This is a genomic window from Litoreibacter albidus (assembly GCF_900107015.1).
In the GTDB taxonomy this organism is placed as follows: Bacteria; Pseudomonadota; Alphaproteobacteria; order Rhodobacterales; family Rhodobacteraceae; genus Litoreibacter; species Litoreibacter albidus.
Genome location: NZ_FNOI01000007.1, coordinates 1 through 13,308, shown reverse-complemented (window position 1 = coordinate 13,308; position 13,308 = coordinate 1). Strand labels below are relative to the sequence as shown.

Genomic DNA, 13,308 nt, shown 5'->3' with positions numbered 1-13,308 from the left:
AGATGGGGAAGACGATGGCCTTACCCGTCCTATGCTTTTCTGGTCTGCTTACTATACGTTTTTGGCTATGCCGTGATGGAGAACGTACCGCTAGAGGTCAGCCTGCCCTTTGTCCCAGTGATAATACTATATCTGATAAAACTGTGGAACCTCGGAAGCAGAGTTCCACAATAAGGTTATAAGGCGTATGTCATACAGAACATGCTGCCGTGAATGACCAGTTTGCGCGTTTTCTGGTCATCCATACAATGTGCGGCATCTGGTATTTGGGCTCATTTCTGCCATTCTCCGCCCTGCAGCCCGTCATTGCGGGCTTTCGTTGCAACCACAAAATCTGGTGCTTGACGAATTCACAGTTTTCGGGACGCAGCTTTCAACTCTCAGCAAATGCACCAATGGCCGCAAAGCGCACCCTGTGCCAAAGAGATAACTGGGCAAGGACAGGATTTTGTCGGTGACCGCGGTTACACACGGCATTGGCGCCTATATATGCCGCGCCAGAAACCCTTCGACGTCCGTTGTCGATGGAACGGTGCCGGAGAAAATCTCAACGTAGTGCTGCACCCTCGCGAGCCTGCCTCGTCGCGCCTCTTCGACCCCCAACGAGATATATCCGATCTGGGTATATATGACTGTCAGACTGCGCACATGAGCTTGATCAGATGGAAAGCCGTGACGCTCAAACAGGTCTGCAATGGCCTTGATGCGAAGACTGTCGGCCTCGTTGACGAGGCGTTGAAGATCATCGTCCACACGAGCCCAGTTGCGGATTGCTAGGTCTAGGCCCGCATCGAACAGGGACGGGTCAAGCCAGCAATCCATAAGGTTGAATAACCCTTCGCTGATATTCGACGCAGGCCTGTTGCAACGTTCAACAAGGGTGCCGGTATTCTTGTTTTCCCATCTTTCTATCATCGCGGCGTGTAGTTCTTTTAGGTCCGTGAAGAACCAATAAAATCCGGTACGGGAGAGGTTCAGTTTTTTGGCTAAGGCCATGATTTTGACCGCATCAATGCCATCGGACACCAGCATCTCGTATGCGGCATTGATCCAAAGGTTTTTTGAGCCGCGTTGACGAGCGTGAGGTTGTGACATGCCGCGAGAATAGATTTCTTGACAGGTGTGTCAATTGCCGCGCAAAATTAACTCGACACCTATGTCAAGTGGGGCGTTTATCCTCTGACGCCTCGAAAAAAGGAGCTTTCAATGACCAAAGACCCATTGCTTCAGCCCTATAAACTGAAACATTTGACGTTGAAAAATCGGATCATGACAACCAGCCATGAACCCGCCTACCCCGAAGACGGCATGCCCAAGGACCGCTATCGGGCCTATCATGAAGAACGCGCAAAGGCGGGCGTTGCGTTGACTATGACGGCGGGATCGGCGGCGGTGTCAAAGGACAGCCCACCAGTGTTCAACAACATCCTCGCCTACAAAGACGAGGTGGTGCCGTGGATTCAGAACCTCACCGACGGCTGCCATGAACATGGCTGCGCCGTGATGATCCAGCTAACGCATCTGGGTCGGCGTACGACTTGGAACAAAGGCAATTGGCTGCCTTCGGTGTCATCCTCCAAGCACCGAGAACCTGCGCACCGGGCTTTTCCCAAGCTGATTGAGGACTGGGACATTGAACGCATAATTAGTGATTTTGCTGACGCTGCCGAGCGGATGCAGGTAGGTGGCATGGATGGCATTGAATTGCAGGTCTACGGCCACCTCTTGGATCAGTTCTGGTCGCCGCTGACCAATGATCTTGTCGGGCCATACGGGGCGGACACGTTGGAAAACCGGATGCGGTTTCCGCTGGATGTTCTGGGCGCGATCCGCAAACGGGTTGGGGACGATTTCATCGTTGGGTTCCGCTACACGGCGGATGAGGCGCAGAAAGGCGGCATCACGAAAGAAGACGGGCTCAAGATCTCCAAGACGCTGGCAGACACCGGCCAACTGGATTTTCTGAACGTTGTGCGCGGCCGCATCCACACTGATCCCGCCATGACTGATCTGATCCCGATCCAGGGCATGAAAAACGCGCCGCACCTAGACTTTGCTGGGCAAGTCAAGAAGCTGACGGGCATGCCCACCTTCCATGCCGCCAAGATCCCCGACGTCGCAACGGCACGCCACGCAGTCGAGACAGGATTGCTGGATATGGTCGGCATGACCCGTGCGCATATGGCCGACCCCCAAGTGGTAAAAAAGATCGTGGAAGGGCGCGAGGACGACATTCGCCCCTGCGTTGGCGCCACCTATTGCCTTGATCGCATCTATGAGGCCGGTGACGCCTTGTGCATCCATAACGCGGCGACAGGGCGTGAATTGACCATGCCGCATACGATCCAGGCTGCTGACGTAAAACGAAAAGCCGTCGTCGTCGGCGCGGGGCCTGCTGGGCTTGAAGCGGCCCGTGTGGCGGCTGAACGCGGGCACGAGGTTGTGGTTTTCGAGGCGCAACCCGACCCTGGCGGTCAGGTACGACTGACCGCTCAAAGCCCGCGCCGCCGTGAGATGGTCTCGATCATCGACTGGCGGATGGCGCAATGCGCGGCCCGCGACGTGGTGTTCCATTTCAACACCTGGGCCGAGGTAGATGATGTCACCGCCCTGAACCCCGATGTCGTCATCATCGCTACGGGCGGCATGCCCAACACCGAATTGTATGAGAGCGGTAAGGACGCGGCGCATGTCGTGACCTCATGGGATATCATCGCTGGGGATGTGAAGCCCGCACAAAACATACTAATCTATGACGAAGCAGGCGATCATGCGGGCCTGCAAGCGGCGGATATCGCAGCCGCCGCGGGATCAACCGTCGAGGTGATGACCCCCGATCGCACCTTTGCGCCGGGAGTGATGGCGATGAATTTGGTGCCGTATATGCGCGCGTTGCAGGACAATGACGTGACCTTCACCGTGACGCGCCGATTGTTCGACGTGGCCCGCAGCGGTAACAAACTGACGGCAACGGTCGGCACCGATTACAGCGATCACGTGAAAGAACAAGACTACGATCAGATCGTCATCAATTACGGCACTTTGCCTTTGGACGCGTTGTATTTCGATCTTAAACCGCTCAGCTCGAACGGGGGGGCTGTGGATCATGATGCGTTGATTGAGGGCGCGCCGCAGACCATCCAGCGCAACAAGGACGGGACGTTCCAACTCTTCCGGATCGGCGACGCCGTGTCAGCCCGCAATACGCACGCCGCAATTTATGACGCGCTGCGGCTGGTAAAAGATATTTAGGCTTTCGGGACTGAACGCAGACAATCCGCCACTCGAGCATCGGTCACCCTGGGCTAATTCTGTTGAAAAACTCGTTGTTTTTGACCCATTGATGTTGGTGATCACGTTGATTTCATTTGGCTGTTCGTAACCAGCCCGCTTTTCACCCTGCGGCTGGTCCCATCGGCTTGAGCTTGGCGAGTTTCCGGAGGTTTTGGGCGGTTGCTGCGAGGGTAAATTCATCTTGGACGCCGTTTGGCCCGCGAAGTCGGAGCCTGGCCAAGCCAAGGATACGTTTTAGGTGGGCGAAGAGCATCTCGACTTTCTTTCGTCGGTTCGAAGCGGTCTGATTGAACCCTGATGCAGTGCATTGACGTGTAAATTCTCGGACGATCTCGTATTTCTCCCGGTGGATCGCGCGCATCTCTGTTTTGGGGCAGCATTTGGCTTTTAATAGGCAATCGATGCAGTCGGATTTAAGGGCCCGGTATTTGCGCGCTTTCCATTCTGGAGCGTTCCGTGCGGGATCGGAATAGGTGCGCCGCGTATGCTTCATCTCTTTGCCGCCAGGACAGATATAGCGGTCGTTCTCATCGTCCCATGCGAAGTCTGATCTGGAGTATGTCCCATCAGTGCGCTCACCCTTATCAAAGACGGGAATGAAGGGCAGTATTTTACGCTTGAGTGCCAGCCAAACAAGATTGTCAGATGAACCGTAGGCTGTATCAGCAGCGATCCAATCTGGCTTCAGGCCAAAGCGTTCTTCGGTCCGGTCAATCATCTTGCGCATGGCTCCAACCTCGGCGGTTCTGTTCGAGCGGCTGGCGTCGACATCAACGATGATACTGTGATCTGTATCGATCAGATAATTGGTGGAATACGCAAAGAATGCAGGGCCTTTACGCGCTGCAGTCCATTGGCTGGCCGGATCAGCATGAGCAGTAAACTTGGGCTTGGTCGCGGTGGCCGCACCAAAGGCTTCGTCGTCCAGCGTGTCGAGATATTTCTGCACCGCGCGCGGTGCATCATTGATGCCGGCCACACGGGCTGCCCAGTCTTCAGGTTTGCTGGAGTTCTGTTTTTGGACATCTGCACTGATCAAGCTGGCATCGATTGCAAATCCTTGGCCACCCACCAGCCCTTCGTCCATGCAGCGCGCAACAGTCGTCTCAAATACGTGGCGCAGAAGGTCACTCTCCCGGAACCTACCATGGCGGTTTTTGGAAAAGGTCGAATGATCCGGGATGCGGTCACTCAGGTCGAGGCGGCAGAACCAGCGATAGGCCAGGTTCAGGTGAACCTCTTCGCACAAGCGGCGTTCGGACCGGATGCCGGAGCAATAGCCCACAAGTAACATCCGGATCATTAACTCAGGATCAACAGATGGGCGACCAGTGTGGCTATAAAACTCGGCAAGATGCGCACGAATACTACTCAGGTCAACGAACCGATCAATCGAGCGCAACAAGTGGTTTTGGGGAACGTGATCTTCCAGTGAAAACTCATAAAACAGGGCTGCTTGTGCCTCCTGCCTTGGTCCCAACATCGCAAATCCCCCGTTCAATACACAGATTGAATCAGCAGCCGGTGCTACGATCAAGGAATAGTTTTTCAACACAATCGGCTCAAACCTGCCGTTCTCGGCATTGCAGAAAGTCCAGCTTCACGGGTGCTGGCTCGCCGCTGCTAACGGCCCTAAGCCGCCTTTAGCAGAGGTCTCCGTCGTTCAGTGCAGATTACCCGAAGCGGACATTGCAGCGAAAGGCTACAGATCAATTCACGATCATATCTTCGCTTATCTGCGTCGCGGAAGCCGTCGCGGGTTGGAAACACGCCAGCCACGGTAATGGCGGTGTTCATTAAGGTAGTAATCAATCGCGCAGCTTGCCGTTTTTCGAAACCGCTCATCATTCCAGAGTGAAATGATGGATTTCCGCTTCAATCTGCCCGATTGTTTGGACTTATCGTAAACCCAGCCAAGGTACGGATCAAGCTTATCAGTTCGTCTACCCGATGGCTTGTGGCCATGAGGAATGGACGGAAACCAATCGTCATCGAAGGGGTGAAATAGCCAATCATTCCCCTCAACAGCTATGATAAGGTGCAACATCAGATCGTCGGGGTCGTCATCCGATTGCCCCTCCTCAGATCGTTCGCCACTCTTGTCATTTACCTCTGATTTTTCCTGCTCTGGCCAATCATCTTGATCAGCCCCACCTGAGTGGTCCAGTTTGATTGTTAGTGCATGATTGGCCTTTGGTCCATCTGGACGATGGTTTCCGGGGCTGGTGGGCGATAGCCCAGAGCACTGTGGGGGCGTTTCGTGTTGTAGTGTTTCCTCCATTCTTCGATCAAGATTTGGGCTTCGCGCAGGCTGTAGAAGATCTCTCCATTCAGGAACTCATCGCGGAACCTTGCATTGAAGCTTTCGCAGTACCCGTTCTCCCACGGGCTGCCGGGTTCGATGTACGCCGTCTTCGCACCAACGGCCTTGATCCAGTCTGGGACGGCCTTCGCAACGAACTCAGGGCCGTTATCGGATCGTATGAACGACGGCACGCCGCGCAGGATGAACAGATCGCTCAAGACGTCGATGACGTTGCCAGAGTTCAGCTTGCGATCCACACAGATGGCCAAACATTCCCGGCTGTATTCATCGATGATGTTGAGCGTACGGAACGCCTTTCCGTCGTCAGTCCGACAATGCACGAAGTCGTAGGACCACACATGATCGCGGTGTTCAGGTCGCAATCGAACGCACGCCTCATCATTCAGCCAAAGCCGCCCCTTCTTTGGTTGTTTCATTGGTACTTTCAACCCCTCCCGTCGCTACAATCTTTCGACGCGCTTGTCATTCACATGCCAGCCAGCATCTCTCCGCAGTGCAGCGATCCGACGATAGCCGTAGCGGCCATACTGCCGGGTCAGTTCGATCATATCGGCCACCAATCGTTCTTCACCGGCACGACCTGTAGGCATTTTGCGTTGCGTAGATCGATGTTGTCTCAGAACGCGGCACGCGCGGCGCTCCGAGACATTCAGCTCAGCACGAACACGATCAATGCAAGCACGACGGCGAGCGGGGCTTAGAAGTTTCCCTTTGCGGCCTCCGCCAAGATCAGTTTGTCCAGCGTCAAATCCGATACGGCCTTTCTCGACCGCTCATTTTCTTTCTGTAAACGCTTGAGTTCCTTCAATTGATCCGCACCCATCCCGCCGTACTTCTTCTTCCAGCGATAGAATGTCTGTTCAGTCACACCGATCTGCCGGATCGCATCCAGACGTGACATCCCTTGCCCCGTCAGAACCTCAACTTGCCGTAACTTAGTGACAATCTCTTCGGGCTTGGGTCGCTTGTTGGCCATGTGTTTCCTCCGTTTTCCTAAACATAGCGGAGGACCACTTCAGTGGGGGAGGATCACAGAAACGTCCATCGACGTCGCGCTGGCTCACTTGGTCTCACGCGAGACCAGCCGCGAGCGTCCCCGACTCAAGACGTACAAACCCAAGCCTGTCGGCAACCGGCTTGGCATTCACGCCTCTAAGGTAGCACAGCGCCGCGAACAGCTTGGACTTGATGAAAAGGGCTTCCCCGCCCGCTAACGCGGTGGAACAGCACCGAAGGTAAATCTCCTCCTATCGAAGACACTGGTTATACTTAAACACCTGATTCGATTGTGATTCCCGCCTCCTGCCACTCTCGGAGTCACCCCCTACTGGAAAGCCTCCAGATTGCCTCCAGAGACAAACACAAGGAGAGTGTCGGAATTCACCCTCAGGCTTTAAGTATCTGATTTTACTGATTTATTAGCACCACACGCGCGCGCCCATTCAACAGGTAAGCTACTAAAATATAACCTTAATAAAAGCACTCATAAACGAAGCACCCCCAGCGATACCCCAAAGCCATCTGATACGAAAATATTGCATGGCCCTCGATGCTAAACAAAGGTCGAGAATTGTAACGTGGTAGTCTAGGCCCGCGCTTCAGTTATGCGTCAAATTTTTGCTGTCTCCGAGAGTTGAGTAATACCCTCAAGCGGCCACCTTACCCATGATGTTCCCTCCCAAAATATTGGCAGGGCCAAGTTTTCTTATACTGAATGTAGTCTTCGGTAGAAAACATGCGTGACGGGGCGCTTTCCCAAATGAAAGTCGCCCCGTCTCCGACATCGACGCCATGTTCACACCTTGTACGGGCGCCCGCCTCTTGCTTAAAACTTGGCGATCATATTCACAAAGATGCCCTTATCATCATAGGTCAGGTCCGTCAGGTCATCAGAGAAGCGCCCTGAGTTGTAACCAATACCAAGCTTCATGTTATTTCCGACATGGCGGTACACGGCCCCAAGTACCCCGTACTCTTTCGTGCCGGCTTGTTCTGCATCCAGCACGCGGGCTTCCAGCAGCGCATCCCAATTGTGGACGATGTGATACCTTGTGTTGAGAACCCCCAGCCACGCATCGTTTTGCGTGTATGGACTTGTCGCTGTTGCCGCTGATTTAGAGAGGCGGACACCAAGTTTACCGCCAACCGACCATTGGGGCTTAATATCGTAAATAGCATCAAAACTTAGAACATGACTGCGTTGGCGCGCTCCTAGCACATCGGTGCCGTCAATCCGCTGGCCGTAATCATCATATAAGTAACGGTATTTCAGCAAGACATTTAACTTGTCATTATCCGTTGGGCGATAGGCATAGCCTAGCGATGCATCGATCAACTTACCATTTAGGATGGAAGATTGATCGGTATCAGTACGAGAGGCGTCCAGGTTGAAGACCAGGCGACTCGCGTCGGAAATCTTGTACCGTCCCGAAGCCGAGAAGAGGATAGTATCTGCATCTCGGTTCGTTCCCGAAGTCAAACCACGTTCACGGCGGTACTCCAGTCGCGCACGCGCTGTCAGCGCCTCATCTTCATACCGCACACCAAAGGAAACAGCCTCACGGTCAAAGTCACCATTGATTGAATCGTTGATCCGTCCAACCTCGATAGCGGCGGTGTAGTTCAGGAAATCGCTACGGGCGTAGTCGACGCCATAAGTGCTGCTCAGTGATTTATGAGAGCCAAACAGATCGTAGGTATTTTCACCATAGTAGGCCAAGCTCCGTGTGATTTGGCGACGACCACCGAAGACAAATCGGCCTTTGTCCGCACCAGACACGTTTCCCGTGAAGAATTCGCGGTCGGGATCCAATTCGTAGCCGAAATAAACCGAGTTATTGTTCTCGTCCTCATACGAAACACGCGCGGCGGCACCAACGCCCGTCGATCCGTCAGAGAGTTCACCACTGACTTTCCAACCGTTTTGGAAGTCATATGCGCCGCCCACTCCGATGCGGTTGTTTTTGCTCAACCCTTCATTCTGCAACGTTGCCTGAGCGTAAACGAACCATTCTAAACGTTCGGTGGCCTTGGACGTGTAACGCACCGCGGCATCAGTGCGTGAACCGTCATCCGAGGCCGTCTTCTTGTCGATGTGCTCTAACCCGAAATCAAGCCTCTCAGTGGGGGACAACTGGTACTCGACCTCAACCCCGCCCTCACGGCTAAACTGCCCGACACCGTTGCTGTAGTCATCATAATACACCGATAACTTCATTCGGTCAGATACCCTGAACTCGGTAAAGCCACCCCAAAGGGTCTCATCGCCAGTCCCCGCTCCTACTTGATAGTCGAGAGAGTAGAACCCCAATGTACGATGCTCATAATATGCGCCGAAGCGACCCTCAGTGCCGAACCCTAGGTCTGCAAAGTCGGCAGCTACTTCGGCCTTAAAGGCTTCACCAGTTCCACCGACCGCCGCGACGTTGTCGATAATCAGACCACCATCGGTGGAATAACTTGACCCAAAACCCGGCCCTTCGCTGCGCGCATACTCAAGCGAGGCAAAGGTGTTTTCGTTGTAGCGATACAACACGTCAGCGCCATAAGACTTTTGATCGGCAGTGCCCGTTTTCTCTATCAAGCTGGTCGCGCCGAAACGCAATTTGTCTGTCGCCCAAACTTGCGCACGCGCGCCGTATGCGTATCCCTCAAGATTGCCAGAGGTTGGTGTGTACTCATATTGCGCGACAAGATTCACATTCTCTTCGCCACCTTGATTGGTAACGACGACCCCACCGCCTGTCGTGCTGGTCAATGGTGCCTTAAGTGTCACAATACCTTGCAGATAGTTGATCTCGTAATCGCGACCGTAAACCAGAGATTGGCGTTCAAGCACACGGCCGGAAGCCGGATCGCGAATTTCGATAGAAAGGGTTTCAGACCCGATGGAGATGTCCTGACGTTGGAGGAAATAGACGGAACCGCCTGTCCCGCGAAAAACGTCCCGTTGCGGAAGGTTGTCAGGTTGGGCCGCGTAGACATCCAGTTCCACTCGTGCTTCGCCGCTCGACGTTTGCTGCGCTGACTTGTACTGCGCTTGCGCACCGTAAAGCGTACGTTCGTTGCGAAGAAAGTGCGAACCGTTGATCTGGCCCTTGAAGGTTCCCCACATCGCAAAGTTCTCGTCGCGCTCTGCTTTGAAGTAAAACTTTCCGGCTGTCGGCGCGTCTTCCTCGAAAGTGCTGTCATCGCCGTAGGTCAGATAGTACTCATCCGGATCTATGCGTGTAAGCAAACTGCGCGGGTCTTTCTCGTCAAACTTACGCAAAATGTCCGAAAAGTCTTCCTCTCGAGTGTCCGCGGATGCGGTGATGGTGACGCCGTTTGCGGTGGTTCCCTTGGTGTAAAATGCTAGGCGGCCCTTCTGATAGCTGCCGTCAGCACCGGTCACACCTTGCTCTCGGTGCCCCACTGTGATGTCGACCACACCGACCGTAAACCAGTCCGACTTGCCCAGCTCTACATCGCGCGCAAGCGTGATATCTCGACCAGCGCTGTTGGCTTGCACCACAACAGTTTGCTCACCCTTCGGTAAAATACGTTGCAGAACAAACTTGCCCTGACTGTCAGCATAGATTGTCTCACCCAGCGTGGAGACGGCGGCGTTCGGCGCCAAAGAACTGCCTGAAACTGTCACGGCACCGCCGCGCACGGGGATGCGATCGACAACAGCGGTTGACTTACCCTTTTCAACGCCCGCTTCGCCGCGCGCACTGTAAGGTCGATCCAGCGTCACCGCCGATGTCTCGTCATATCGGCCTTTGGCGTCGTACACCCTATGGATCACAACAAGGCCCTCGCCTTCCGGAAGCGTGACCGAAACCTGTCCGTTCGGGTCAAGCTGGTGCACCGCAACTTTTCGGGGACCCCCACGCGCCAGCTGGTCCACAATATGAACCTCACCACGAGATAGGAATGCGGGGTAATTAGTCACAGACTGCAAAGTCACCGTGTCACCGGCGGCCAACCGGCGTGCCTCCCCTAAAACCTCTAGGTCTAACCGCTTAACGATTGCTTGATCGTCGGACTGCACGCGAATGTCGGCCTCGGCCAGAGCGACGTCGGCTTTGCGCTTCTTGGTCTCAACCTCCCTGTCGCCTTCGAAGGTTTCCCCATCGACTGAAATTACGAAACCTGTCGCCTGATGACGATCCCCTGATGCCTTTTCGGTATTGGCACCAACCGGCATCTTAACGCTATCGCCGGCAGTTCCTAACTCGCACCCTTCTGGAAGAGCTCCTTTAACAAGTGCACAGTTCTGCTCTGCCATCGCGGCGAGAGCCGGATAAAGCACGCATAGGGCAGTCGTCCCTAGAAAGGTGCCGATGGAGCGCGTTCTGGTCTTAATGCTCATGATCGTATCCTTCACTGCACACGTTTGATGGTTGTTTCGATGTTCAGCTTGTAGCCCCCCACCCGTCTCCATTTTGCGCGGAGAATTTTCTCAACCAGCCGTAATTTTTTCTGAGCAGTTTTCAGCTCTTCGTCTTCAAGAAGGTAAGACAGTCTCAACACCGAAGGTTTGCGTTTAATCGATGCCAACAGCCGGTCCACACTTTCCCCGAAGCCGTCGATTGGCTCCCCCGTATCTGGCTCAAACGCTGTCGCGGTGAGATCAATGTCGACAACGTTAGAGATCGAAGCGCCAAAGTTGAGCTTGGCCATCTTACCTGCGGTTACGCGGATCACCCGTGGGTTCTCTGTTGTGACGCGGTAGCCTGTCGGCAAGCTTGCGGTGTCAAGCTTCAGCGTAAAGTTCGAGCCAATGTCCGACGGAAGTTCCGCACAAGGGACGTGGAACCGCCCGAACTCGTCAGTGGTAATTCGAACGCCTCGGACAGTTACCACGCGTGCCCCAGCCAACCCAGGCTCACCCTTGTCCTGGTAACCATTGTGGTTCTTGTCATCGAATACTTTACCGATGATGTCCGCGCAGTCGAACACATGCTCGGACACAACCCGCACGATGGCGACGCCGTCTGCACTCAAGGCGTTCCCTGTTATCGGGTCGACCATCCGCGCCCTATTTGCCGCGTCACCCGCGAGTGCCGCACTGGTAACACGGACTTGGAGCGTCAGCGTCGCAACTCCTGAGGCAGGCACTGTCACATTCTCGACCGTTACACGGTTGCCCGACACCGTCGGAACCACAGCCGCGCCATCCAGCGTGGCCGAACCAGGGGTGTACAGGAAACCAGCCGGCAGAATGTCGACGACATCTAGCGGGCCTGCGGCGACCAAATTCCCGTTGCTCGCCGTGATCGTGTAGGTCACCACATCGCCGATGCGCGCAGTTGTTACATTGGCGACTTTCGTAATGCTCAGCCCGTTCACCGGCACAACTGGAACCGGGTCCAACGGAATGTGGTTATTGATGACGTCAGGGTCTCCCGTAGCCAACAAAAATGCTAAGTAGTACGGCGTTGGCGACCCTGCCGCTGGTGCGGTGCTAGACGCCGACAATTGGCAGCTACCACCAGGCACGGCATCCACAGGGCAAGTCGTCGCGTCGAGCGTCCCCGCCTCAGCAGGTGTAAGGGCCGACACAGCCGTAACGAACCCCGACGGATAAGTCGTGATTTTTAGCCGGTACTCCGTTTCGGCAGTTGGGCAACTCGGCGCCCCGCCCGGAATAACGTCAAAGCTATACTGGCCAGTAGCGGTTGTAGTTTGAGGCTGCTGGCCAGGCAGCAGACAGACTGTGGGCAAAGGCGTACCCGCCGCATCTGTCATTTGAATTGTAGCCCCTTGGACAGGCGCTCCCGTGGCCGAGTTGTAGATAACGCCCGCAGGATCAATAGGCTGGTTTTGATCCATAAGTACGGTATCAGCCTCAATATCCAGATCGCTGATGCTCCCCACGGCCACGCCGGTCGCCACGTCAGTGAAGACAATTTCGTACCCATTGTCAGGTGTGAACCCAGAGAACTCGTAAGAGCCGTCACTGCCGGATGTCGTTGTCTGTACCACAACCCCGTCAAGAATGAGCTCAACAGCATATCCTTCCAGAACCTCATCAGAGCCTGCTTCGAAACTGCCGTTCCCGTTGGTATCAAGATAGACGTTGCCTGTGACCAACGGCAAAGAGCTGATCACCTCAAGTTGAACGGTTGCGGCATTACAGTTCGTCGGATTCACGACCTCGCAGATCTGATAGTCAAAGGAGTAAGTGCCGTTTGGAACCAAAGCCGTTGTATCCAAGGTACCATCCGAATTGAGAACAAAGTTGCTTGGCAACGGACCAACCGGAGTGACCGTTATCCCCGCTGGATCCACAGGCAAGTCGTTGAACATGTCATTATCAAGTACGTTCAGTACGCCCGTCGTCGGCTGGGCCAGATCTACCGGCGCAGCCGGCGTGTCGTTATTCGCAACGATCGCCGCAGCAGCAACCTCAACCGTCGCCGTCGCCGTGTCGCAGTTCGACGGGTTCAGCACCTCGCAGATTTCATACGTATAGACATAGCTGCCCGCCGTCGTCCCCGCCGCAACCGTAACGCTCCCGTCAGCGTTCAGCGTGATGCTCCCCGCAGTCGGCGTCACATCAAGGCCCAGAGACGTCGTGCCGTCTTGCGCCGTGCCCGACCCGTTCAGCGTCACATCGCTCCCGATCGCAGGGTCCGCCACGCTGTTCAGCGTGTCATTCGCCACGACATTCCCGAGCACAGTCTCAACCGCGCCATTCA

Annotated in this window: 5 protein-coding genes and 1 pseudogene; 1 reads left to right on the top strand and 5 read right to left on the bottom strand. The window is 54.9% G+C overall.

Features of this window, described 5'->3' with window-relative positions; genetic code table 11:
- Nucleotides 1–483: 483 nt before the first annotated feature.
- Complete coding sequence (locus BLW66_RS14350; RefSeq protein WP_089947857.1) at nucleotides 484–1,095, bottom strand: TetR/AcrR family transcriptional regulator; 612 nt, start codon at nucleotides 1,093–1,095, stop codon at nucleotides 484–486.
- 111 nt (nucleotides 1,096–1,206) lie between these two features.
- Here BLW66_RS14350 and BLW66_RS14345 point away from each other — a divergent pair, with 111 nt between their 5' ends.
- A complete protein-coding gene (locus BLW66_RS14345) occupies nucleotides 1,207–3,252 on the top strand; it encodes an NADH:flavin oxidoreductase (RefSeq protein ID WP_089947856.1) in 2,046 nt (681 codons plus the stop codon).
- 142 nt (nucleotides 3,253–3,394) lie between these two features.
- Here BLW66_RS14345 and BLW66_RS14340 read toward each other — a convergent pair whose 3' ends face one another.
- The 4 genes and pseudogenes from BLW66_RS14340 to BLW66_RS14325 all read right to left on the bottom strand — a co-directional run.
- On the bottom strand, nucleotides 3,395–4,777 hold the full coding sequence (locus BLW66_RS14340) for a transposase (RefSeq protein ID WP_089947855.1): 1,383 nt from the start codon (nucleotides 4,775–4,777) through the stop codon (nucleotides 3,395–3,397).
- Between the two features lie 692 nt (nucleotides 4,778–5,469).
- Nucleotides 5,470–6,596 (bottom strand): annotated as a pseudogene (locus BLW66_RS14335) (IS3 family transposase).
- Nucleotides 6,597–7,445: 849 nt separating this feature from the next.
- The gene (locus BLW66_RS14330) at nucleotides 7,446–10,976 is read right to left on the bottom strand and encodes an RHS repeat domain-containing protein (RefSeq protein ID WP_139254573.1); all 3,531 of its coding nucleotides are present in this window, start codon (nucleotides 10,974–10,976) and stop codon (nucleotides 7,446–7,448) included.
- 11 nt (nucleotides 10,977–10,987) lie between these two features.
- Nucleotides 10,988–13,308 (bottom strand): DUF11 domain-containing protein (locus BLW66_RS14325; RefSeq protein WP_139254572.1); only part of this gene is annotated, 2,321 nt, incomplete at its 5' end.